Source organism: Arthrobacter saudimassiliensis (assembly GCF_059090665.1).
In genome coordinates, this window is record NZ_JBNHFX010000001.1 from 868,209 (window position 1) to 890,301 (window position 22,093).

Consider the following 22,093-nt stretch of genomic DNA (forward strand, 5'->3'; position numbering starts at 1 on the left):
GGAGAACCGCCGTGCCCGGCACCGCCCCCACAGAAGAGAAGTTCCTCGCCGATTTCGCCGTGCTCAGCCGCTTCGGCGCCACCGAACGCGGCGGCGTGGACCGCCAGGCCGGCACGCCGGCCGACGGCGAGCAGCGCCGCTGGCTCGCGCAGCTGCTGGCCGATGAAGGCTTCGAGGTGCAGTACGACCGCGTCGGCAACCAGTTCGCGCTGCTTGAGCTGGTCCCCGGCGCCCCCTACGTCCTGACCGGCTCGCACCTGGATTCCCAGCCCACCGCCGGCCGGTTCGACGGCGCGTACGGCGTGCTCGCCTCGGCCCACGCCTGCCTGCGGCTGGCCGCGGAGTTCGCCGCCGCCGGCACCCGGCCGCGGTTCAACCTGGCCGTGGTGAACTGGTTCAACGAGGAAGGCTCACGGTTCAAGCCGTCCATGCTGGGCAGCAGCGTCTTCACCGGCAAGCTGGACGCCGGGACGGCGCTGGCCGTCCGGGACGCACAGGGAATCACGGTGCGCGAAGCCCTGGAGTCCATCGGCTGCCTGGGCGAGGGTGAGGGCCCGACGGCGGCGTTCTGCGCGGAGATCCATATCGAGCAGGGACGCAGCCTGGAACGGGACGGCATCACCATCGGCCTGGTGGACTCCAACTGGGCGGTGAACAAGTACGAGTTCGTGGTGCACGGCGAGCAGGCGCACACGGGTTCGACCGTGATTGCGGACCGCCGCGATGCCCTGCTGGGCGCCTCGATGCTGGTGGTGGCCGCACGGGAGGCGGCGGACCGTTTCCCAGGCGAGGTCATCACCTCCGTGGGCCAGCTGAGCGTGTATCCCAACTCCCCGGTGGTGGTGCCCAGCCGGGTGGAGCTGGTGCTGGACCTGCGCAGCGCGCAGATGCCCCTGCTGGCCGAGGCCGACGCCTGGCTGCACGAGCGGATTACGGCCATCGAAGCGGCGGCGTCGGTCAGGATCGAGCAGCGGGTGTCGCACGGCTGGCCCGTGACCCCCTATCAGCCGGAGGGCGTGGAGCTGGCGGCGAAGGTGGCCGCGGACCTGGGCCTGCCGGCACGTCCGGTGAGCACCCTGGCCGGGCATGACTCCACCAACCTGAAGGATGTGGTGCCCACGGTCATGCTGTTCGTGCCCAGCGTCGAGGGGATCTCCCACAACGAACGCGAGCTGACCAGCGACGCCGACATGCTGGCCGGCGTCGCCGTGCTGACCGAAGTGGTGCGCCGCCTCGCGCTGGGGGCCCTTGCGGAGTAGACCGGGGTGCGGGCCGCCGCCTATCCTTCCGGCATGCCCAAGACCATCTACTACGTGGCGTGCTCGCTGGACGGGTTTATCGCCACCGACGATGACAGCCTCGACTGGCTGCTCTCGTTCGGTTTCGAGGCCTTCCAACAGGAATACGACCGGTTCCTGTCCACCGTGGGGGCGCTGGTGATGGGCTCGGGCACCTACGAGTGGCTCCGCCGCGAGGAACCGGACACCTGGGACTACGGCTCGCTGCCCTGCTGGGTGCTGACCAGCCGTGACCTCGCTCCGCCGCCGGGCGCCCCGGTCCGGTTCGCGTCAGGCGACGTGCGGGAGATCGCCGCGGCCGCCGCGGAGGCGGCGGGCGGGCGCAACATCTGGGTGGTCGGCGGCGGGAACGTCGCAGCCCGGTTCCAGGACGCGGGCCTGCTGGATGAGCTGCGCGTGACCTACATGCCGGTGGCGCTGGGCAGCGGCCGTCGGCTGCTGCCCGTCGCCGGCCCAACGGAGCGGTTCACCCTGGCGGCCACCACCGCCTTCGACGGCGGCGCCGTCGAGCTGCGCTACAGCCGGGACCGTTAGCGGGCGCCCTCGCCGGCCCCTGAACGCACCGAATAACCGCCGTATATACCTGTAGGATTTACGCCAGCGCAAGTTTCGATTACCACTGACAGGCGGCCGGTGAATGGGTCCTGATATTCGTGCACGCAACAACGTAAGAATCCTCGGACGGGAAGACGGGCCGACAGTGGTGTTCGGCCACGGTTTCGGCTGTGATCAGGGCATGTGGCAGCGGGTGCTGCCGCGTTTCATCGATGATTACCGCGTGGTGCTCTTTGACTACGTCGGATCCGGCAACTCCGACCTCGACGCCTACGATCCGGCACGCTATTCCAGCCTGGACGGCTATGTCGAAGACGTCCTGGAAATCTGCGACATGCTGGGCGGCGGCCCGGTGACTTTCGTGGGCCACAGCCTCAGCGCCATGGTGGCGGTTGCCGCGGCAGCCAAAGATCCCTCCCGTTTTGAGCGCGTTATCCTGCTGGCGCCCTCGCCGAGCTATCTGGATTATCCCGCGGACGGTTATCGGGGCGGTTTCTCCCAGGCGGACCTCGATGAATTGCTGCTTTCGCTCGATTCCAATTACTTTGTCTGGGCCAACTCCATGGCCCCGATGATCATGGGTAATCCCTCCCAGCCGGAGCTGCACAGCGAACTCGCCGGAAGCTTCTGCCGGGTCAACCCCACCGTGGCGCGTGACTTCGCCCGGGTCGCCTTCCTTTCCGATGTGCGCCACCTGCTGTCGGATGTCAAAGTGCCCGCGCTGATCCTCCAGGCGTCGAACGACGCGCTGGTGCCCCCGCATGTCGGCTCCTACCTGCTGGAGCGCCTGCCCGAAGGCACCCTCCGGGTGATGCAGGCCGAGGGCCACCTGCCGCACGTCAGCGCCCCGGCGGAAACGGCGGACCTCATCCTCGACTACCTGCGGCAGCCGGCCTGACCCTCCCGCCGCTCCGCCCAGCCCGTCCACGCACCGAAAGAGGCCCGTGTCCCACGACCCCGCCCGCGCCGACGTCGACTACGCCGCGCTGTTCCACGACGCGCCGTCCGGGTACCTGGTCACCAGGACCGACGGCACCATCGTCGAAGCCAACGCCACCCTCCTGGCCTGGCTGGGCCGGCGCCGCCACGAGGTAATCGGCTCCAGCCTGCTGGACCTGCTCCCGGTGGGCGACCGCATCGTCTACACCACCCATGCCCTCTCCCAGCTGGGGCTCATGGGCGCGTTCGCGGAACTCGCCGTGGACCTGCGCGGCGCCGACGGCGTCCGGCTCCCGGCGCTGCTGTCGGGCACCCGGGCCGGGGGCACGGGCGGGCTGCCCGAACTTGACCGGATCATCGTCTTCAACGCCCACGAACGCCGCCTCTACGAGCGGGAGCTGGTGGCCGCGCTGCGCAAGGCGGAGGAGGCCGAAGCGGCGCGGGCCGCCGCGGAGGCCAGCAGCCGGCGCAAGGAAACCCTCCTCGAGTCGGTGCTGAACACCGTGGAGGTGGGCGTCACCGTGGTGGACGCCGAGGGCAACACGGTGCTGACCAACGCCCGCCAGCGGGCGAACTACAAGCGCGCGGTTCCGGACGGCATGGAACGGCCGGATGAGTGCCAGCTGCTGCTCTTCGGGCCCGACCGGGTGACGCCGCTGCCCACCGACATGCGTCCCATCCGGCGCGTCACCATGGGCCAGTCCTACTCCGATGAACTGGTGTGGATAGGCACGGGCGAAGGACAGCGGGCGCTGTCCACCACGGCCCGGCCCATCCGCGGCGACGACAAGTCCTTCACCGGATCGGTGATCGCCTTCAGCGACGTCACCGATTTGGTCAGCGCCATCTCCGCGAAGGATGACTTCGTGGCCAACGTCAGCCACGAGCTGCGCACCCCGCTGACCTCGATCATGGGTTACCTCGACCTCGCCCTCGAGGAGGAGGACGAGCTGCCCCCGCACGTGGCGTCCGCCCTGCGGGTGGCGCTGCGCAACTCCGAGAAGCTGCTGCAGCTGGTCTCGGACCTGCTCTCGGCTGCGGCCGGGCAGACCAGCATGGAACCGGTCCGGACCGACCTGGCGGAGGTCATTCGGGCTGCCCTGACGTCGGTGGCGCCCCGCGCCGAGGCCAACGGGGTGGAGCTGGCCGCCGAACTGCCGGAGCGGCTGCCCGCCGTCGTGGACGGGCAGCGGATCAGCCAGGTCCTGGACAACCTCCTCTCCAACGCGGTCAAGTACTCGCCCGACGGCGGGCGCACCACCGTGCGGGCCCGCCGGGAGGACGGCGCCGTCCGAATCGAGGTCGAGGACTCAGGCATCGGCATGACCGACTCCGAGCAGTCCGAGGTATTCACCAAGTTCTTCCGCTCCGTGAGCGCACGCCGCGCCGCGATTCCCGGCGTCGGGCTCGGCCTGGCGATCAGCCGCAGCATCGTCGAGGCCCACGGCGGAACCATCACGCTGCGCAGCGAATCCGGGCGCGGCACCTGCTTCACGGTGCTGCTGCCGGTCGACTGAGGCCCGGCAGCCGTTCGGCCCGGTGATCCGGACGCATTCGTCCGCCGGTCACGGGGCGATCACGATTACCCGGCCGATTTTGTCCCTGTCTGCGCAGCGTGCAAATATCCAAAGCAGGAAGACCGCGCTGCGGCCCGCGGAGAATCCGGGCCCGGCAGCGCCCAGGGCGCCCCGGGGCGCAGGAACGGAAAACAGGTGGCATGAACCGGACTGCCCGGAAGGTCGTCAAGAGGGTCGGCTCCTTCTCCGCCGTGGGCGCGGTCGCCTTCGTCGTCGACGTCGGGCTGTTCAACCTGCTCAACGAGACCGTGCTGCAGGGGAATCCGGTGACCGCGAAGGTCATTTCCGTGGCCGTGGCCACCGCCGTGTCCTGGCTGGGCAGCCGCTACCTGACCTTCCGGCACACCCGCGGGCGCAGCCTGCGCAGCGAGACGCTTCTCTTCGCCCTGACCAACGCCGTCGGCCTGCTCATCGCAGCGGGCTGCCTGGTGGTCTCCAACTACGTCCTCGGGCTGACCGGCCCGGTGGCGGACAACATCTCCGGCAACGTGGTGGGCGTGGCCCTGGGCAACGTGTTCCGTTACTTCGCCTACCGCTACATCGTGTTCAACGCTCCGCGCGGTGCCGACGCCGACACTGACGCCGACACCGAAGCCGACGCAGGCACCGACGAACGCACGGCCGCCTCCTCCGGCAGGTAATCCGCCGGAGGAGGCGGGACGCAGTGCAGCGAGCCAGCCCGGATCAGCGGCTGCCCGGGCGGCGGATCAGCTTCTTGTTCACAAACTCGTCCATGCCGTACCGGCCCAGCTCCCGGCCGACGCCGGAGCGCTTCACGCCGCCGAACGGCAGGTCCTCCTGGGTGCCGGCCACACCGTTGATCCACACCATTCCGGTGTCGAGCCGGTCGGCGACGGCGAGCGCGCGGTCCTCATCGGTGCTCCAGACGGCGCCGCCGAGCCCGTACGGGGAGTTGTTGGCCAGCTCCACCGCCTCGTCCTCGTCAGCGACCTGGTAGACCATGGCCACGGGGCCGAACAGCTCCTCGGAAAAGGCCCGCATCTCAGGGGTGATGCCGGTCAGCAGGGTCGGGGCCACGTAGGCGCCGGGGCCGTCCAGCAGGCCGCCGCCGGTGTGCAGCTGCGCACCCTTGTCCACCGCGTCCCGGATCTGCTCCACGAGCCCGTCGGCGGCGGCCTGTGAGGACAGCGGACCGAAGCGGGTGCCCGGATCGCGCGGATCTCCGGGCTGGATGCGGGCCAGCTTTTCGGCCATCTTCGCGACGAACTCCTCGTAGAGCTCCTCCATCACGATGAACCGCTTGGGCGAGTTGCAGGCCTGCCCGGAGTTGCCCATCCGGCCCGCGACGGCGGCCTTGACCACGCCGTCGAGGTCGGCGGTGTCCAGGACGATGAAGGGATCGGAGCCGCCCAGCTCCAGCACCACCTTCTTCAGGTGCCGGCCGGCAACTTCGGCGACGGCGGAGCCGGCGCGTTCGGAGCCGGTGAGGGAGACACCCTGGATGCGGGGGGCGGCGATGATGTCGGCCGCCTGGGCGTTGGTAGCGAAGACGTTGACGTACGCGCCCTCCGGCAGCCCGGCTTCCCGGAAGATCGCCTCCATGGCCAGCGCGGACTGCGGGCAGTTGTTGGCGTGCTTGAGCACCACCGTGTTGCCCAGCATCAGGTTCGGGCCGGCGAACCGGGCCACCTGGTAGTAGGGGTAGTTCCACGGCATGATGCCCAGCAGCGCGCCGACCGGCTCGGTCCGGACGACGGCGGTGCCGCCGCCCTTGGGGTCCAGCTGCTCGTCGGCCATGAACCCGGGGCCCTCGGCGGCGTAGTAGTCGTAGATGTCGGCCACCAGGGCGACCTCGCCGCGGCCCTGGGCCACCGGCTTGCCCATCTCGAGGGCAATCAGGTCCGCCAGTTCGCCGGCCCGCTCCCGGTAGAGTTCGGCGACGCGGGAGAGGACCTTGGACCGGGTTTCCACCGGTTCGCGCCGCCAGCCGGCGAAGGCTTCGTGGGCGGCGGCGACGGCCTGCCCGATCTGTTCGTCGGTGGCTTCGGGAAACTCCCGGACGGTCTCGCCTGTGGCGGGGTTCACTGTCTTGTACACGCTCATGCGGCTTTACGTTACCTTTCCTGTGATCGGGGTCGCATCCCGGCCCGCAGCGGCGGGCACCCCCGGCGCCGGGAGGGGCTCATGCTCGGCGTCCAGGTCGACGGCGGGCGGCGGGCGGCGGAAGCCGCGGGTCAGGACCAGCAGGTAGGCGGCGCCGACGGCGAGCCAGGCGAGGCCGACCATCAGGGCGGCGCCGGACAGGCTGAACCACAGCCAGACCGTGAGCAGGAAGCCGATGCCGGGAACCAGTCCGTAGCGCAGCAGGTCCGGCAGGGAGGGCGTGCGGCCGGCCAGGAAATGCTTGGCCGCGCCAAGGTTGACCAGCGAGAACGCGGCCAGGGCGCCGAAGCTGACCACCGACGCGACGGTCTCCAGGTCCGCGGCCAGCGCCAGCAGGGCCACTGCGCTGACCACGAGGACGGCGCCCACCGGTGACCGGAACCGGGCGCTGACCCGGCCGAACACCCGGCGCGGCAGCACGCCGTCGCGCCCCATCGCGAACAGGATGCGGGCTACGGAGGCCTGCGAGGCCATCGCCGAGGCGGTGGACCCGGCAATGTAGGCGGCCAGGAAGAGGGCCACCAGGGCCTGACCGCCGACGCTGTCCATGATCTCGACGGCGGCGGCGTCCGGATCGGTCAGCGACTGCCAGTCGGGAAAGGCCAGGTGGCTCACCCAGGAAACGAGGATGAAGGCGGCGCCGCCGATGAGGGTGGTGAGGATGATGGCCCGCGGAACGGTGCGGCGCGGGTCCTTCGCCTCCTCGGACATGGTGGACACGGCGTCGAACCCCAGGAATGACAGGCAGAGGATCGCCGCGCCGGACATGATCAGCGGCAGCGACATGTCAGGGGAGGCGAACGGTTCGAGCAGTGACTGTCGCCCGCGCACCCGGGTCAGGGCCAGCGCCGCGAACACGACGACGAACACCGCCTGGGCGCCCACCAGCACCAGGTTGGCGCTGCGCACCACGGTGATGCCGACGACGTTCAGCACGGTGACCAGGGCAATCGCGGCCAGCGTGAACACCCAGGTGGGCACGGCGGGGAACTGGGCGTTGAGGTACAGCCCGATCAGCAGGTAGTTCAGCATCGGCAGCAGCAGGTAATCCAGCATCACGGTCCAGCCGGTCAGGAAGCCGACGTGCCGGCCGAAGATCCGCTGGGTGAAGCTGTAGGCGGAGCCCGCCGACGGGATGACGCGCACCAGGAACGCGTAGCTGAACGCGGTGAAGAGCATGGCCGCCAGCGTCACCGCATAGGCCGCGGACAGATGGCCCTCGGTGATCGTGGTGACCAGGCCGTAGGTGGTGAAGATCGTCATCGGCACCATGTACGCCAGGCCGAAGACCACCAGCGACGGGGTGCCCATGACCCGCTTCAGCCTGGCGGGTGCCGGGGCGGAGAGTGGAGCGGCGGAGGATGCGGGGGGCTCGGTCATATCGGCTCCGGTCTCGTGGGGGCGTGATCGCGCCGACGCTACAGAGGCGTGTCGGCCGCGGACAAGACCGGCTTTCCGCCGGTTTGAACAACGTCCGGGATGAATCATCCAAGGAATCCCCCGGCACTGCGTGGCTAGACTCCTCGGATACCGGAAGGAGCAGTACGTGCAGAAAGCGCCAATGCATGACGTGGTGGTGGTCGGCGCCGGCCTGGCCGGCCTGTCCGCCGCCCGTCAGCTGACCGCCGGGGGCCTCGACGTCCTGGTGCTGGAGGCCAGGGACCGGGTGGCCGGCCGCAATGAGGGCGCCGTTCTCGGCAACGGGGTTCCGGTGGAGCTGGGCGGCCAGTGGGTCGGCCCGGGCCAGGACGCGGTGCTGGCGCTGATCACCGAGCTCGGCCTGCAGACCTTCCAGGTGTACGACGCCGGCCGGTCCGTGCTCCGGATGGACGGCGGGCTCGCCTATGCGGAGGGCGGAGCGTTCGGGCTGCCGGAGACGGCGCTGGCCGAGTTCAACCGGGTGCAGGAGCTCATAGACGACCTCGCCGCCCAGGTGGACCCGGCGGATCCCGGGGCCGGCCCGGATGCCGCCGGATGGGACCGGGTCACCGCCGACGCCTGGCTGCGCGAAAACGTCCGCGACGAGACCGCCCGGCGGTTCTACGACGTCATGCTGGCCACCATCTTCGCCGCCGACACCTGCGAGTTCTCACTGCTGCACCTGCTGTTCTATGTCCGCTCCGGCGGCGGGCTGGTCCGGCTGATGTCCACCATCGGCGGCGCGCAGGATTCCCGGGTGCTGGGCGGCACGCATCGGATCTCCGAAGCCATGGCCGCGCAGCTCGGACAACGTGTGCGGCTGCGCTGCCCCGTCCGGCATCTGGAGCAGGAGGAGGACGGGGTGCGCGTGCACTTCGACGGCGGCGTTGTCCGCGCCCGTCGGGTGATCATCGCGCTGCCCCCGGTGCTTGCCGGGCGGCTGCGGTACAGCCCGCCGCTGCCCGCGAACCGGGACAGCCTCACCCAGCAGATGCCCGCCGGCACCGTGATCAAGTTCCAGGTGGCCTACGAGCGGCCCTTCTGGCGGGACGCCGGCCTCAGCGGCACCGCACTGAACCTGGACGGCCACGTGGGCCTCGTCTACGACAACTGCCCGCCGGACGCGTCCTGCGGAGTGCTGGTGGCGTTCATTGAAGGCGCCCACGCCCGCGACGCCGCGGACCTGACGCCCGGGCAGCGCCGCGAACTCGTCCTGGCCGAGCTGGCGGACCTTTTCGGACCGGAGGCGGCTGAACCGCTGGACGTCCTGGAACGGAACTGGAGCGACGAGGAGTACACCCGGGGCTGCTACGGCGGCCGCCTGGGCACCGGGCTGTGGAAGCGACTGGGACGGTCGCTGCGCGAGCCGGTGGGGCGCCTCCACTGGGCGGGAGCCGAAACCGCGGAGGTGTGGAACGGCTACATGGACGGCGCCGTCACCTCCGGCCGCCGTGCCGCCGCTGAAGCCGCCGCCGCCCTGGCCGCGGAGTCGGCCGAGTCCGCAGCCGGCACCGGCAGCATGGCCGCCGGCGTCAGCGCCGTCGCCGGCACCGGGAGCGCTTGATGGACGCAGTCCGCCCGCTGGAGGGCATCCTCGTCGCCGATTTTTCCCGCGTGCTTGCCGGCCCGCTGGCCACCATGACCCTCGCCGACCTCGGGGCCCGCGTGATCAAGGTGGAACGGCCCGGAACCGGCGACGACACCCGCAGCTGGGGCCCGCCCTACTCCCCCACCGGCGCCACGTACTACGAGTCCGTGAACCGGAACAAGGAATCGGTCTGCCTGGACCTGTCCGATCCGCAGGACCGTGAACTGGCCCGCGCCCTGGCCCGGCGTGCGGACGTGCTGGTGGAGAACTTCAAGCCCGGCGGCCTGGACCGGCTTGGCCTGGGCTACGAGGAGCTCTCCGCCGACAACCCGGGCCTGATCTACGCCTCGGTCAGCGGCTTCGGCAGCAGCGGCGGCGCGGACCTGCCGGGCTATGACTTCGTGGTCCAGGCCCTGGGCGGGCTGATGAGCATCACCGGGGATGCCGACGGCGGGCCGATGAAGGCCGGCGTCGCCCTGGTGGATGTGCTGACCGCCAAGGACACCGCCATCGCCGTCCTCGCGGCCCTGGCGAACCGGCAGCGCACGGGACGCGGCGCCCGGCTGGAGCTGAACCTGCTCTCCAGCCTGCAGGGCGCGCTGGCCAACCAGGGCCAGGCCTGGCTCGGGGCGGGCAAGGTGCCGCACCGGATGGGCAACGCGCATCCTTCGATCGTGCCGTACCAGCTGCTCGAATGCGCCGACGGTCCGCTGGCCGTCGCCTGCGGCAACGACGGTCAGTTCGCCCGGCTGGCCGCGGCCCTGGGGATGCCGGACGCGGCGCGGGATGAGCGCTTTGCGACCAACGACGCGCGGGTGGCGCACCGGGACGAACTCATTCCGCTGCTGGAGCGCGCACTGGCCGCCGACGGCGCGGCCGCCTGGCAGAAGAAGCTCACCGACGCGGGCGTTCCCGCCGGGCAGGTGGCCGGCATCGACGAGGGCCTCGCCTTTGCCGAGACGCTGGGCCTGGAACCGACCATCGAAGTCCACGACGCCGCAGGCACCGCCGTCGGCCGCCAGATCCGGCATCCGGCCACCTGGACTCCCCCGCTCCAGCCGCGCACCGCCGCCCCGCCGCAGCTGGGTGAGCACAGCGAGGAGCTGCGCGCCTGGCTGCGGCAGCCCGAAGGCTAGCTGCCGGCCGGCTGCGCGGGAACCGAGCGCAGCGCCAGCCACAGGCTGGCCGCGACGTCCGGGTCATCCAGATCGGCGTCGAGCAGCCGCCCGGCAACGCCGATCCGGTGCCGCAGCGAATTGCGGTGCACCCCCAGCTCGCGGCTGGCCGGCTCCCACTGCCCGCGGTGGCGCAGATACGCCCGGACGGTGCCGGCCAGATCCGCCCGGTCGTAGGCCTGCAGCGCGGCGACCCACTGACTGACCCGGGGGTCCAGCAGTCCGGCGCTCATCGCCAGCGTGCCCGGCGCCGCGGCGCCGGCCGCCGCGCAGGTGGCGGCCAGCTGGTCGGCTGCGCGTTCCAGGGGCACCGCCTCGCTCAGCGCGCCGGCCCACTCGGGAACATCGGCCGCCGCACCCAGCGGCGGCGTACCCGCCGCGGCGACGGGAACAGCGTCGCTGCGGGCGTCGGCCGGCAGCAGCAGGCAGGCCAGGCCGGAGTCGAGATACCGGAACCTGGCGCGGGCGACCGCCGGCCCCAGCGCCGGCCACGGCGTTCCGGTGCCCGGCGGCACGGTCAGCCCGGCGGCGATGCGGGCGAGCTCCGCCGCAGCGGGCAGCGCCTCCGTTCCGGCCGGCGGGCGCAGGACCAGCACGCGGACCTGCTCGGCCAGCGGCGCCCGGCCCAGCTCGGCAGCCAGGGTCCGCGCGGCCACCGGGTGGGCGCGGAGCACCAGTTTCGCCACGGCGGCGTCGAGCACGGCTTCGGTGTCCGCGGCGTGCTGCTCCTGCTGTTCCCGCAGCGACAGCAGCACACACACGGTGAGAATCACCTGCCGGTCCGCGCGGGTGAGCTTGCGGCCGGCGCCGATCGCCAGGAAACCGACCAGCCGCCGGCCCAGCAGGATCGGATGCTCCACCACGTCGGTTCCATGCAGCTGGAAGGTGGCGGCGGAGTGCGTGGCGGCCGTGTTCAGCCGGGAGGTCTCCTCACGCAGCCGTGGCACCAGGGCCGAGGCGGCCTGCGGCCAGCAGGTGACCTTCCCGCCGTCGGCCGGCAGGTACGCTGCCCAGCCGCCCAGCGCCTGGGCGAGGGCCTTCAGCACCGAAGCCCGCGCATCCGGGCGGGTGGCGGCGCGGGCCAGCGCCGTCTGGGTGCCGAGGCTGGCGGCCAGGTCCGCCTGCCCGGTGCGGGCCACGAGGTCCCAGTAGGCGCGGGAGATGTTGCGGAACGGCACGCCGTCCGGCACCACCAGAAGGGCCAGGTCCGCCGCGGCGCAGGCGTCGGCGAGCGCCGTCGGCACCGTGTCCAGCCCGGCCCCCAGGCCCAGCCCCAGGGCGGCGACTCCGCCGGCGGCGAGCCGGCGCACATACCCGGCCGTCGCCTCGGCGCTGCCGGCCACCGGGATGCCGGTGGTGAGCAGCAGCTCCCCGCCCTCCAGGTACGGCAGCGGATCCGGCAGCTCGGAGATGTGGACGCCGCTGAGCTGGCGGCGCGGGACGCGGGTCCCGTCGAACGGCTGGAGGTCCGCCCCCACCTGCCCGCAGAGCTGGGCGAGACTGATCATTGTTCCTCCCTCGGAAGCCGCCGGACGCCAGGGGCGTCCGTTGGATGAATTATCCCCGGCGGTTCCTCTGCGGGGCCATCCTGACCAGTGTTGTTACGCGCGCTGCTGGCTAGCGTGATCCCATGACGACGACGCTGCCCCAGACCCGCCATCTCGCCACGGCTGTTCCCGGCCCCCGGTCCGCCGAGCTGCATGCCCGCCGGCGGCAGGAGGTGACCGCTGGATTCGGGGTGACCCTGCCGGTCTTCATCGACCGCGCCGACGGGGGAATCCTGCAGGATGTGGACGGCAACCGCCTCATCGACTTCGCGTCCGGCATCGCCGTGACCAGCGTGGGGGCGGCGAACCCCGCGGTACGCGAGCGGGTCTCCGCGCAGCTGGAGCGTTTCACGCACACCTGCTTCATGGTCACCGAATACAGCGCCTTCACCGAGGTCTGCGCCTGGCTGAACCGGCATGTGCCGGGCGACTTCGAGAAGCGCACCGCCCTGTTCTCCACGGGGGCGGAGGCCGTGGAGAACGCGGTGAAGATCGCCCGCGCCGCCACCGGCCGGCCGCGGGTGCTGGTGTTCGACGACGCCTATCACGGCCGCTCCCTGCTCACCATGGCGATGACGGCCAAGGAGAACCCGTACCGGCTCAATTTCGGGCCTTTCCCCGCCACGGTGCACCGGGCGCCGACCGCCGCACCGCTGAACCGCGGCGGAACGCCCAGGACGGCTGAGGAGGCGCTGGCCGGCGTCGAGGCTGTCCTGGCCGAGCACGGGCCGGAATCCTTCGCGGCCATGGTCATCGAACCGATCCAGGGCGAGGGCGGGTTTATCGTGCCGGCCCCGGGCTTCCTCGCCGGGCTGCGCCGGATCGCGGACCGGCACGGCATTGTGCTGGTGATGGACGAGATCCAGGCCGGGATGGGCCGCACCGGCACCCTGTTCGCCAGCGAGCATGAGGGCGTGGCCGGGGACCTGACCCTCACCGCGAAGGCGCTTGCCGGCGGGCTGCCGCTCAGCGCGGTGACCGGCCGGGCGGAGCTGATGGACGCCGTGCATGCCGGCGGGCTGGGCGGCACGTATGCGGGCAACCCGCTCGCCTGCGAGGCTGCACTGGCTGTCTTCGACCAGTTTGAGGACGGCACCCTGCTGGCGAACGCCCGCGCCATCGAGCAGGCCGTCCGCGCGGCGCTGGAACCGCTGCAGGCCGAGGTGCCCACCGTTGCGGAGATCCGCGGCCGCGGAGCCATGCTCGCCCTGGAGTTCGCCGACCCGCAGACCCTGGAACCCCGCCCGGACCTGGCCCGCGAAACCGCGGCCGCCTGCCACGCCCAGGGTGTGCTGGTGCTGGTCTGCGGCACCTACGGCAACGTCATCCGGCTGCTGCCGCCGCTGGTGATCGGCGAAGAGCTGCTCACCGACGGTCTCCAGGTGCTCGCCGGTGCCATCCGCACCGTCGCCGGCGCACCGGCTGCGGCTACGGTGGTCGCATGAGCCAGGACACGGAGCCCGCCCGGACCGCAGCGGATCCCAGTTTCAACCCGCGCACCGGCGAACAGCACGGCGCCGTCGCGCACACAGCTCCGGCTGACGTCGAGGCCCTGCTCACCGCCGCTGCCGAGGCAGCCGGCGCCGTCGCCGCCGTCGCACCCGCGGAACGGCAGCGCTGGCTGAACGCCGTCGCGGACGCCCTCGACGCCTCGGCCGATGACCTGGCCGCCCTCGCCGATGAGGAAACCGGACTCGGGCTGCCCCGGCTGACCGGCGAGGTGGCCGGCGCGGCAGCCAGCGCCCGCTTCTACGGGCGGGTGGCCGCCGAAGGCAGCTGGCTCGGCGCAGCCCGGGACAGCACTCCGGCCGGCACGCTGGTGCGTTTCAAGGTGCCCCTCGGCCCCGTGGCGGTCTTCGGCGCCAGCAACTTCCCCTTCGGCTTCGGCGTCTTCGGCCATGACACCGCCTCCGCCCTCGCCGCCGGCTGCCCTGTGGTCGCCAAGGCCCACCCGGCCCATCCGCGGCTGAGCGTGCAGATCGCCGAACTGGCGGCCGCCGCCCTGGCCGAAGCCGGGGCGCCTGCGGGAGCGTTCGGGCTGGTCACCGGGTTCGACGCCGGGCTGCAGGCGGTGGATTCTCCGCTCATCCGCGCGGTGGCCTTCACCGGCAGCCAGGCCGGCGGCATGGCCCTGGTGCAGCGCGCCGCCGGCCGCGGCGTCCCCGTGTTCGCCGAGATGGGCACCGTCAACCCGGTGCTGGTCACCCCCGCCGCAGCTGCGGACGAGGCAGCCGTCCGCGCCCTCGCCGCCGGTTTCACCGGCTCCTTCACCCTCGGCGCCGGCCAATTCTGCACCAAGCCCGGACTGCTGCTGGCGCCCGCCGGGTCCGGCCTGCCGGCGGCCGCGCGCCGTGCGCTGGCCGACGTCGTGCCCGCCCCGCTGCTGACCGCCGGCATTGCCGGCAGCTACCGCAGCGGCCTTGCCGCCCTCACCGAGGCAGCCGGTGCCCCGGCGCCGCCGGCCGACGCCGGGACGGCGGCCGGCTGGCAGGCCGTCCCCGAGCTGATCGAGGTGCGCCCGGAGCAGCTGGCGCCCGGTTCCAGGCTGCTCGAGGAATGCTTCGGGCCCGTGGCGCTGATCTGCGAATACGAGGACTTCAGCCAGGCCCTCGCGCTGGCCGCGGCGCTGCAGCCCTCCCTCGCCGCCTCCGTCTTTTCCGGCGGAGACGACGACGCGGACGCTGCGGCCGCCGTCGCCGCCCTGATTCCACGGGTGGGGCGCGTGGCGGTCAACGCCTGGCCCACCGGCGTCGCGAACACCTGGGCACAGCAGCACGGCGGCCCGTGGCCGGCGACCTCCCGGCCGGAGGCGACCAGCGTCGGCGCCGGGGCGCTGGACCGGTTCGTGCGGCCGGTGGCCGTGCAGAACGCGCCGGAGGCAGTGCTGCCGCCTCCGGTCGCGCCGGACAATCCGTGGGGCATTCCCCAGCGGATCGACGGCGCCTGGCCCGCGTCCGGCACCGCCTAAGCGCCGTTTCCGTCAACCTCAATTCCACCCACCGACCTGAAAGAAGAACCGTGAACGACAATTCGGACCTTATCGGCATCGAAGGCCTCCTCAGCGCGGAGGAGATCACCGTCCGCGACAAGGTGCGCGCCTTCGTGGATACCGAAATCCGCCCCAACATCGCCGGCTGGTACGAGCGCGCGGAGTTCCCGCTGGAGATCGTGCCGGAGATGGCGCAGCTCGGCGTCCTCGGCATGCACCTGTCCGGCTACGGCTGCCCGGGCCGCTCCGCCGTCGAGTACGGGCTGGCCGCGATGGAGCTGGAGGCGGGCGATTCCGGGCTGCGCACCTTCGTCTCCGTGCAGGGCTCGCTGGCGATGAGCGCCATCCACAAGCACGGCTCCGAGGAGCAGAAGAACGAGTGGCTGCCCAGAATGGCAGCCGGCGAGGCGATCGGCTGCTTCGGGCTGACCGAGCCGACCGCCGGATCCGATCCGGCCGGAATGCAGACCTTCGCCCGGCGGGACGGGGCCGGAGACGACGCGGACTGGGTGCTCAACGGCACCAAGCGCTGGATCGGCCTGGCGTCGGTGGCGCAGGTGGCGGTGATCTGGGCCATGACCGACGACGGCGTGCGCGGCTTCGTGGTGCCCACCGACACCCCGGGCTTCAAGGCCGTGCCGATCACGCAGAAACTGTCGATGCGCGCCTCGATCCAGTGCGAGATCGAGCTGACCGACCTGCGCCTGCCGGCGTCGGCCATGCTGCCCAAGGCCAAGGGCCTGCGCGGGCCGTTCGAATGCCTCAACGAGGCCCGCTACGGCATCATCTGGGGCGCCATGGGCGCGGCCCGCGACTCCTACCTGACGGCGCTGGAGTACTCGAAGGAACGGCTGCAGTTCGGCAAGCCGCTGGCCGGCTACCAGCTGACGCAGGAGAAGCTGGTGAACATGGCCCTGGAAATCAACAAGGGCACGCTGCTCGCCCTGCAGCTGGGCCGGCTGAAGGACGCCGGAGGGCTGCAGCCGCACCAGATTTCGGTGGGCAAGCTGAACAACTGCCGGGAGGCCATCGCGATCGCGCGCGAGGCCCGCGCCATGCTCGGCGGCAACGGCATCACGCTGGACTATTCACCGCTGCGCCACGCCAACAACCTGGAGTCGGTGCGCACCTACGAGGGCACCGACGAGGTGCACACCCTGGTGATCGGCAACCACGTCACCGGCATTCCGGCGTTCCGGTAGGCCCGGGCTGCATGCTTTCTCAGGCCGGGGTGCGTTCGTAGGTCCAGTTCCGGCCGTCCATCACCAGCCGGTGGCGGGCGGCCGGGGCGGTGCCCGGCGTGCCGGGGTAAGCGGCGTCGCCCTGCCAGATCACCATGGCGGTGCCGGGCGCCTCCCCCGGATGCTGCCGGCTGATGAAGGTTTCCGGCGCAGCGGCCGCTGCGGCCCGCAGCGCCTCTTCGGCGGTGCTGAAGCCGGCCAGGTGATGCAGGGTGACCCAGGTGGGAGTCACCAGCTCGATCTCGCCGCGGCGGTGCCGGTCCAGGGCTTCGGCCGGTGTCAGCCAGGCACCGTCCACGTGCTCGTCCGGACTCAGCCGGATCCTGCCCTCGGGAGCCGGCGCAAGGAAGAACCAGGTCCGGTACCGGCGGGGCACTTCGGCCGGCGGAATCCAGCACGACAGCGGCACCAGGGCGGCCGGGTCCAGCAGCAGGCCGGTTTCCTCTTCGGTTTCCCGGACGCCGGCCCGGCGGACAGCGGCGGCCGTCGCTGCATCGACAACGGCATCGACGCTTCCCGCAGCGGCCAGGGGGTCCGCCACCGGAGCCGTCCCGTCAGGCTGCGGGGCGTGGTCTTCCGGGTCCACCAGTCCGCCGGGAAACACCCAGGCCCCTGCGAAGGAGCCCCTGCGGCTGGGCCGCTGCAGCAGCAGCGTCCGGAGTCCGTCGGCGCTGTCCCTCAGCAGCACCACGGTTGCGGCATACCCGTGCAGTTCCATTGTTGATGCGCCCTTTCGCCGGATGCGGGCAGCACCGCCCGCCGGGTTTCAATCCTAGCCATTCGGGGACACCGCCCGGCAGCGGCTGGACACCGGGGCAGCAAAAAAGGGAAGCGTGCGGCGCTTCCCTTTTTCGTGGAGATAGGGGCTCTCGGCCAGCCCCAGCCGGCGTGGCAGACGCTGCGGCTGATCCGCGATCATCCCCGTATTCAGTTGCAGTACTGAATATGAACGAACGGGGAGGGCCGGGATATTCCCGTCCCTCCCCGTTGCGGACTGCTTCGAAGCAGGCCTACTGCTGCTCGTCATCCTCATCGTCTGCGGCGTCCTCATAGGACGCTGCCTCATCCTCGGCCCCGTAAGGGTACTCGTCATCATCGGCGCCGGAGAGGGCCTGTGCCTGCTCCAGCCGGTCCGCTTCGGAACCGCCGGGCAGCACGTCGTCAGCGGTCGGGAGCGTCGCACCGCCGCCGGGAACGGCGGGCAGCTGCTGCTCGTGCCGGTCGGCGTCCGATCCGCCCTCGAGCGGGGCCTCCGTTGCGGGCGCGCCGACGTCGGGCCCGCCGTCGGGCACGGCCGGCAGCTCCTGCTCCAGCCGGTCCGCTTCGTAGCCGTCGGGCAGGGCCGGTGAGTCTTCGGTGTTCCTCGCCATGCTTCCTCCTCGTTCCGTCGTCGTTCCGGGTCGGCCGGCGGGCACCGCAGCGGGCGCTCCGCCGGAGTCCTCCAGCCTAGTACGAGATGAACTCGACCAGCCCGCCCACCTCGTCCTCCGGATAGTTGCGGGCAATGTCGGCCTGGCTCAGCATGCCCACCAGGTCGTGTCCGTCGATCACCGGCAGCCGGCGGATCCGGTGCGCCTTCATCGTTTCGATGGCCTCGTCGATGCCGTCGTCGGCGCCGATGGTCACCGGTTCTCCGGTGCCCAGCTCGCCGGCCTTCACGCTGCGGGGATCCGCGCCCTCCGCCAGCACCCGGACCACGATGTCCCGGTCCGTCACCACGCCTTTGAGCCGGTTGTCCTCGCCGCAGATCGGCAGCGCGCCGACGTCGAGGTCCGCCATCTTCCGGGCGGCGGCCTCAAGCGTGTCGTTCTCGCCGATGCACTCGGCGTTGCCGGTCATGATCTCGCGGACTGTGAGCATCGCGGGTCCTCCTTCGCCGTTTACTAAGGGTACTTATGGTCTACCATCGTTGGCCCCGGGAAGGAAACCGCGCCGCCGGCGCGGGCGTCAGCCGAACAGCGGGCGTCAGCCGAACAGCGGCCGGCCGCCGGTGAGCTCCTTCAGCGCGGTCGGCCCGGCGATCTCGCCGGTGAAGTTGCCGTTCTGGAACCCGAGCAGCACCCACTCGCCGTCGCGCTTCTGCACGAGCTGGGCGGCGTAGATGCCCTCGAGGTAGAACTCGGCGGTCTCCTCCAGCTTCCAGGGCCCCAGCAGCGAGCCGCCGGGCGCGATCCAAGTGCCGGTGGGCTGCCGCGAGGCGTCCACACCTGGGGCGAACTCCGGCAGGCAGGAGAAGATCAGCACCGGCTGACCGTCCACCACCTTCGCCTGGATGACCTCCATCTCCCCGAAACCGGCCGGCGCGGTCAGCGGGGGACGGACCTCCCACTCCTGCATGTCCGTGCTGACGGCGTGCCCGACGACGCCGCGGCCGGCCGGATCTCCCTCGTTGGCACGGGCGGTGATGAGCATGTGCCAGAGGCCGGTGTCCTCGTCGCGGAAGACGAACGGGTCCCGCCAGGCTTCATCCGGCCACGTGCCCTCGCCCAGCTTCTCGTACCAGCGGGGATCCGCTTCCAGCGGCGGCCGGTCCAGACGCTGCCAGGTGATGAGGTCGTCGGAGACGGCGTGCCCGATGCGCTGCTGCAGCCCGTTCTCGGCGCGGCTTACGCCCGTATAGAACAGGTGCCAGCGCCCGTCGTCGCCTCGCACGGTGCAGCCGGTCCAGGTGGCCAGGTCATCCCAGGCCGGCGCGTCGGCGGCGACCAGGGCATCCGGCAGCAGGGACCAGTCCTCGAGGTCGGTGGAGACCGCGTGCCCGATCGAGGCCCGGTAATGCCGGCGCTGCGGATCCTGCAGTGCGCGGGAGGCGCGCAGGAAGAACAGGTGGTACTGCTCGCCGTCGTCGGCCAGCCAGCTGTCCCAGGCCCAGTGGTCATTGAGGCGGAAAGCCATGTGTTCCCCGTTTCGCGTCGTCCGCCTCGAAGGCGGTGCGGTAGTAGTCGGTCAGGGTCAGCTGCGCGGCGGCGGCCTCGTCCACCACCAGCACGGCGTCGGGGTGGAACTGCAGCACCGACGCCGGACACATGGCCGTGACAGGGCCCTCGGCGGCGCCGGCGACGGCGGCGCCCTTGTGGCTGCCCTGCGCCACCAGCACGATCTTCCGGGCGTCCATGATGGTGCCCAGCCCCTGGGTGAGGCAGTGGGTGGGCACGTCGGCGAGGCTGCCGAAGAACCGGGCGTTGTCCTCGCGGGTCTGCCGGGTCAGGGCCTTGACCCGGGTGCGGGAAGCGAAGGAGGAGGACGGTTCGTTGAAGCCGATGTGACCGTTGGCGCCGATGCCCAGGATCTGCAGGTCCACTCCCCCGGCCGCGGCGATCGCCGCCTCGTAGGCGGCACCGGCGGCGGCGAGGTCGGCGGCGTTGCCGTCCGGCACGTGCACCCGTGCCGGGTCCAGGCCCAGCGGGCCGGTCACGTGCCCGGCAATGTACGCGGCGTAGCTGTGCGGGTCCTCCGGCGGCAGGCCCGCGTATTCGTCCAGCGCGAAGGCGGCGGCGCGGGCGAAGGAGAGCTCCCCGGCGTCGACGGCGGCCGCCAGCCGGCGGTAGATGCCCACCGGCGAGGAGCCGGTCGCCACCCCCAGCACGGCGTCCGGCCGCGACCGGACCAGCGCCGCGACCAGGCCGGCCGCGTGCTCGGCGACCGCATCGCCGTCGGGCAGGATCACCACCTCCATGCCGTGCCTCCCTCCGCCCGGGCGCTGATGTCCACAGCCTCCATGCTCAGCCCTTCACCGCCGAGCTGGCCACGCCTTCGATGAACCAGCGCTGGAAGAGCAGGAAGACGACGATCACCGGCAGCACCAGCAGCACGCCGAAGGCCATGACCTGGCCCCAGGCCGGCGGCAGCTGGCCGGCGAAGACGCTGATCTGCAGGGGCAGCGGGCGCAGGTTGGGTTCGGAGACCATCAGCACCGGCCAGAGGAACGCCCCCCACTGGGTGAGGAAGGTCAGGATGGCCACCGAGGCGTACGCGGGCTTGCTCATCGGGGCGATGATCTGTGTGAAGATCCGCCACGGACCCGCCCCGTCCAGCCGGGCCGCCTCGTCGATGCTGCGCGGAATGCCGGAGAAGAAGGAGTAGAACAGGAAGATCGACAGGGCGTTGCCGATGAACGGCACGATCTGGATCCACAGCGTGTTCCGGGCGTCGTTGTACAGGTAGAACATCGGCACGGCGACGGCTTCGAACGGAACGATGAGCAGCATCAGGATGCCCAGCAGCGCCAGCCCGCGGCCCCGCCATTCCAGCCGGGACAGGGCGAAGGCGGCCATCGAGTTGACCACCAGGCCCAGGCCGACGACGGCGACGGTCACCGTGAAGGAGACCAGGAAGAACCGCCAGAGGTGCCCGGTGCTGTCCGAGGACAGGCTGGCGGAGACCCCGGAGTAGTTGTGCAGCCCCCACTGGGTGACGTCGAAGACCTTGAACCCGGCGAGGGTGTCCGACGCCGGGGCGAAGGACGCGGCGACCATGTACGCCACCGGGGCCAGGAACACCAGGCCGGTGACGACCAGGGCAAGGTAGTGCGCGGCGATGCCGGCGCGGTGCCGGGGACTGGACCGGCGCAGCCGGGCGGGTGCCGCCGTCGTGCCGGCCGCGGCTGCCGCGGAGCCGGACGGGATGGGATTCTGCGTGGTGGTTGCCATGCTCAGGCCTCCCGTTCGCGGGTGAGCCGGCGCTGGATCAGCGACAGGATCAGCACCAGGATGAAGAAGACGACCGAGATGGCGCTGGCCCGGCCGATATTGTTCTGGTCGAAGGCCGCCGTGACGGCCTGGTACATGACCGTTCGGGTGGCGTCTTCGTTGAGCCCGCCGCCGGATTTGGCCAGCACGTAGATCTGGTCGAAGACCCGCAGCGACAGGATGGTGGTGTACAGGGCCACGAACACCAGGGTGGTGCGGATGCCGGGCAGGGTGACGTGCAGCAGCCGCTGCCAGGCGTTGGCGCGGTCCAGCTCCGCCGCCTCGTAGAGCTCACCGGGCACCTGCTGCAGAGCGGCGAGCAGGATGACCATCTGGAAGCCGCAGCCCTGCCAGATGGACAGCACGATCACCGAGCCCAGGGCGGTCAGCTCGGAACCGAGCCAGTCCTGGGCGCCGAAGTTGCCGCCGGAGAAGAAGTTCAGGGTGGCGTTGAGCAGGCCTTCGTCGCCACGGGCCAGGATCAGGCGCCAGATGATGGCGACCAGCGCCATCGGGAAGACCACGGGCAGGAAGTAGACCGCCCGGAACACGGCCATGCCCGGCAGCGCCCGCTTGACCAGCATCGCCAGCGCCAGGGCCAGCGCGGTCTGCACCGGCACCACGATGACGGCGAAGATCAGGTTGTGTGCCAGCGAGCTGAGGAACTGGGCGGACACGTCGGGATCGGTGAGGATCCGGGCGTACTGGGTGAAGCCCATGAAGTTGGGCTCGCGGGGGTCCCCCAGCCGGACGTTGTAGAGCGAAAAGCCGATGGCGGCCACGAAAGGCACCGCCACGAACAGGATCAGCAGCAGCATGGCCGGGGCGGCCATGGCCGGCCCGGCGGTGCCGCGGCGCCGGGCGGCCCGCGCCGGCGTCGGGGGTGTGCCGGCCTTGGGCGGCAGCAGTGGCGTGGTGGTCATGGCACGTTCCTCCGTCCCGGGCGCAGCGGT

Annotated in this window: 20 protein-coding genes; 10 read left to right on the forward strand and 10 right to left on the reverse strand. The window is 71.5% G+C overall.

Annotated elements, in window-relative coordinates:
• Nucleotides 1–11 precede the first annotated feature (11 nt).
• From AC5RV6_RS04005 to AC5RV6_RS04025, 5 genes are all read left to right on the forward strand, one after another.
• On the forward strand, nucleotides 12–1,259 hold the full coding sequence (locus AC5RV6_RS04005) for a M20 family metallo-hydrolase (RefSeq protein ID WP_494005982.1): 1,248 nt from the start codon (nucleotides 12–14) through the stop codon (nucleotides 1,257–1,259).
• Nucleotides 1,260–1,292: 33 nt separating this feature from the next.
• The gene (locus AC5RV6_RS04010; RefSeq protein ID WP_494005983.1) at nucleotides 1,293–1,832 is read left to right on the forward strand and encodes a dihydrofolate reductase family protein; all 540 of its coding nucleotides are present in this window, start codon (nucleotides 1,293–1,295) and stop codon (nucleotides 1,830–1,832) included.
• Between the two features lie 103 nt (nucleotides 1,833–1,935).
• Nucleotides 1,936–2,751: an alpha/beta fold hydrolase gene (locus tag AC5RV6_RS04015; protein WP_494005984.1), complete on the forward strand. Its 816-nt coding sequence runs from the start codon at nucleotides 1,936–1,938 to the stop codon at nucleotides 2,749–2,751.
• 46 nt (nucleotides 2,752–2,797) lie between these two features.
• Complete coding sequence (locus AC5RV6_RS04020; RefSeq protein WP_494005985.1) at nucleotides 2,798–4,309, forward strand: sensor histidine kinase; 1,512 nt, start codon at nucleotides 2,798–2,800, stop codon at nucleotides 4,307–4,309.
• 200 nt (nucleotides 4,310–4,509) lie between these two features.
• Nucleotides 4,510–5,010: a GtrA family protein gene (locus AC5RV6_RS04025; RefSeq protein ID WP_494005986.1), complete on the forward strand. Its 501-nt coding sequence runs from the start codon at nucleotides 4,510–4,512 to the stop codon at nucleotides 5,008–5,010.
• A gap of 43 nt (nucleotides 5,011–5,053) precedes the next feature.
• On the opposite strand, the gene AC5RV6_RS04030 is transcribed toward AC5RV6_RS04025, so the two are convergent.
• Nucleotides 5,054–6,433, reverse strand: coding sequence for an NAD-dependent succinate-semialdehyde dehydrogenase (locus AC5RV6_RS04030; protein WP_494005987.1), 1,380 nt, complete (start codon nucleotides 6,431–6,433; stop codon nucleotides 5,054–5,056).
• Between the two features lie 6 nt (nucleotides 6,434–6,439).
• Nucleotides 6,440–7,873 (reverse strand): APC family permease, encoded by a 1,434-nt coding sequence (locus tag AC5RV6_RS04035; RefSeq protein WP_494005988.1) that lies wholly within the window; start codon nucleotides 7,871–7,873, stop codon nucleotides 6,440–6,442.
• A 166-nt stretch (nucleotides 7,874–8,039) separates the two neighbouring features.
• Here AC5RV6_RS04035 and AC5RV6_RS04040 point away from each other — a divergent pair, with 166 nt between their 5' ends.
• Both AC5RV6_RS04040 and AC5RV6_RS04045 read left to right on the forward strand, forming a co-directional pair.
• The gene (locus AC5RV6_RS04040) at nucleotides 8,040–9,476 is read left to right on the forward strand and encodes a flavin monoamine oxidase family protein (RefSeq protein WP_494005989.1); all 1,437 of its coding nucleotides are present in this window, start codon (nucleotides 8,040–8,042) and stop codon (nucleotides 9,474–9,476) included.
• Nucleotides 9,476–10,636: a CaiB/BaiF CoA transferase family protein gene (locus AC5RV6_RS04045; protein WP_494005990.1), complete on the forward strand. Its 1,161-nt coding sequence runs from the start codon at nucleotides 9,476–9,478 to the stop codon at nucleotides 10,634–10,636. Before AC5RV6_RS04040 ends, AC5RV6_RS04045 begins: the two co-directional genes overlap by 1 nt.
• Here AC5RV6_RS04045 and AC5RV6_RS04050 read toward each other — a convergent pair.
• Complete coding sequence (locus AC5RV6_RS04050) at nucleotides 10,633–12,183, reverse strand: PucR family transcriptional regulator (protein WP_494005991.1); 1,551 nt, start codon at nucleotides 12,181–12,183, stop codon at nucleotides 10,633–10,635. The two genes, AC5RV6_RS04045 and AC5RV6_RS04050, sit on opposite strands and share 4 nt — an antisense overlap.
• Before the next feature lie 122 nt (nucleotides 12,184–12,305).
• Here AC5RV6_RS04050 and gabT point away from each other — a divergent pair, with 122 nt between their 5' ends.
• Genes gabT through AC5RV6_RS04065 form a run of 3 tightly spaced genes read left to right on the forward strand, consistent with a single transcriptional unit; the run spans nucleotide 12,306 to nucleotide 16,413 of the window.
• A complete protein-coding gene (gene gabT, locus AC5RV6_RS04055) occupies nucleotides 12,306–13,667 on the forward strand; it encodes a 4-aminobutyrate--2-oxoglutarate transaminase (protein ID WP_494005992.1) in 1,362 nt (453 codons plus the stop codon).
• Entirely contained in the window at nucleotides 13,664–15,190 is a 1,527-nt protein-coding gene (locus AC5RV6_RS04060; protein WP_494005993.1) for an aldehyde dehydrogenase family protein, read from the forward strand. The genes gabT and AC5RV6_RS04060 overlap by 4 nt, the downstream gene beginning before the upstream one ends.
• A 50-nt stretch (nucleotides 15,191–15,240) precedes the next feature.
• Nucleotides 15,241–16,413, forward strand: a complete 1,173-nt coding sequence (locus tag AC5RV6_RS04065; RefSeq protein ID WP_494005994.1) for an acyl-CoA dehydrogenase family protein — start codon at nucleotides 15,241–15,243, stop codon at nucleotides 16,411–16,413.
• Between the two features lie 19 nt (nucleotides 16,414–16,432).
• On the opposite strand, the gene AC5RV6_RS04070 is transcribed toward AC5RV6_RS04065, so the two are convergent.
• The 7 genes from AC5RV6_RS04070 to AC5RV6_RS04100 all read right to left on the reverse strand — a co-directional run bounded on the left by AC5RV6_RS04070 (nucleotide 16,433) and on the right by AC5RV6_RS04100 (nucleotide 22,063).
• Nucleotides 16,433–17,170: an NUDIX hydrolase gene (locus AC5RV6_RS04070; RefSeq protein ID WP_494005995.1), complete on the reverse strand. Its 738-nt coding sequence runs from the start codon at nucleotides 17,168–17,170 to the stop codon at nucleotides 16,433–16,435.
• A 292-nt stretch (nucleotides 17,171–17,462) separates the two neighbouring features.
• Nucleotides 17,463–17,822, reverse strand: coding sequence for a hypothetical protein (locus AC5RV6_RS04075; protein ID WP_494005996.1), 360 nt, complete (start codon nucleotides 17,820–17,822; stop codon nucleotides 17,463–17,465).
• Nucleotides 17,823–17,898: 76 nt separating this feature from the next.
• Nucleotides 17,899–18,312 carry a CBS domain-containing protein gene (locus AC5RV6_RS04080; protein WP_494005997.1) on the reverse strand — a complete coding sequence of 138 codons (414 nt, stop codon included), beginning with the start codon at nucleotides 18,310–18,312 and terminating at the stop codon, nucleotides 17,899–17,901.
• A gap of 105 nt (nucleotides 18,313–18,417) precedes the next feature.
• The gene (locus tag AC5RV6_RS04085; RefSeq protein ID WP_494005998.1) at nucleotides 18,418–19,347 is read right to left on the reverse strand and encodes a glycosyl hydrolase family 32; all 930 of its coding nucleotides are present in this window, start codon (nucleotides 19,345–19,347) and stop codon (nucleotides 18,418–18,420) included.
• Nucleotides 19,328–20,128: a glucosamine-6-phosphate deaminase gene (nagB, locus tag AC5RV6_RS04090; protein WP_494005999.1), complete on the reverse strand. Its 801-nt coding sequence runs from the start codon at nucleotides 20,126–20,128 to the stop codon at nucleotides 19,328–19,330. The genes AC5RV6_RS04085 and nagB overlap by 20 nt, the downstream gene beginning before the upstream one ends.
• A gap of 46 nt (nucleotides 20,129–20,174) precedes the next feature.
• Nucleotides 20,175–21,101, reverse strand: coding sequence for a carbohydrate ABC transporter permease (locus tag AC5RV6_RS04095; protein ID WP_494006000.1), 927 nt, complete (start codon nucleotides 21,099–21,101; stop codon nucleotides 20,175–20,177).
• A 2-nt stretch (nucleotides 21,102–21,103) separates the two neighbouring features.
• Nucleotides 21,104–22,063 carry a carbohydrate ABC transporter permease gene (locus AC5RV6_RS04100; protein ID WP_494006001.1) on the reverse strand — a complete coding sequence of 320 codons (960 nt, stop codon included), beginning with the start codon at nucleotides 22,061–22,063 and terminating at the stop codon, nucleotides 21,104–21,106.
• Between the last annotated feature and the right edge of the window lie 30 nt (nucleotides 22,064–22,093).

Excerpts from the sequence above, each read along its gene's own strand:
- AC5RV6_RS04070 (WP_494005995.1), bottom strand. The coding sequence starts at position 17,170 with ATGGAACTGCACGGGTATGCCGCAACCGTGGTGCTGCTGAGGGACAGC.
- AC5RV6_RS04025 (WP_494005986.1), top strand. The coding sequence starts at position 4,510 with ATGAACCGGACTGCCCGGAAGGTCGTCAAGAGGGTCGGCTCCTTCTCC.
- AC5RV6_RS04075 (WP_494005996.1), bottom strand. The coding sequence starts at position 17,822 with ATGGCGAGGAACACCGAAGACTCACCGGCCCTGCCCGACGGCTACGAA.
- nagB (WP_494005999.1), bottom strand. The coding sequence starts at position 20,128 with ATGGAGGTGGTGATCCTGCCCGACGGCGATGCGGTCGCCGAGCACGCG.
- gabT (WP_494005992.1), top strand. The coding sequence starts at position 12,306 with ATGACGACGACGCTGCCCCAGACCCGCCATCTCGCCACGGCTGTTCCC.
- AC5RV6_RS04030 (WP_494005987.1), bottom strand. The coding sequence starts at position 6,433 with ATGAGCGTGTACAAGACAGTGAACCCCGCCACAGGCGAGACCGTCCGG.
- AC5RV6_RS04100 (WP_494006001.1), bottom strand. The coding sequence starts at position 22,063 with ATGACCACCACGCCACTGCTGCCGCCCAAGGCCGGCACACCCCCGACG.
- AC5RV6_RS04080 (WP_494005997.1), bottom strand. The coding sequence starts at position 18,312 with ATGCTCACAGTCCGCGAGATCATGACCGGCAACGCCGAGTGCATCGGC.
- AC5RV6_RS04050 (WP_494005991.1), bottom strand. The coding sequence starts at position 12,183 with ATGATCAGTCTCGCCCAGCTCTGCGGGCAGGTGGGGGCGGACCTCCAG.
- AC5RV6_RS04060 (WP_494005993.1), top strand. The coding sequence starts at position 13,664 with ATGAGCCAGGACACGGAGCCCGCCCGGACCGCAGCGGATCCCAGTTTC.
- AC5RV6_RS04085 (WP_494005998.1), bottom strand. The coding sequence starts at position 19,347 with ATGGCTTTCCGCCTCAATGACCACTGGGCCTGGGACAGCTGGCTGGCC.
- AC5RV6_RS04095 (WP_494006000.1), bottom strand. The coding sequence starts at position 21,101 with ATGGCAACCACCACGCAGAATCCCATCCCGTCCGGCTCCGCGGCAGCC.
- AC5RV6_RS04010 (WP_494005983.1), top strand. The coding sequence starts at position 1,293 with ATGCCCAAGACCATCTACTACGTGGCGTGCTCGCTGGACGGGTTTATC.
- AC5RV6_RS04045 (WP_494005990.1), top strand. The coding sequence starts at position 9,476 with ATGGACGCAGTCCGCCCGCTGGAGGGCATCCTCGTCGCCGATTTTTCC.
- AC5RV6_RS04015 (WP_494005984.1), top strand. The coding sequence starts at position 1,936 with ATGGGTCCTGATATTCGTGCACGCAACAACGTAAGAATCCTCGGACGG.
- AC5RV6_RS04035 (WP_494005988.1), bottom strand. The coding sequence starts at position 7,873 with ATGACCGAGCCCCCCGCATCCTCCGCCGCTCCACTCTCCGCCCCGGCA.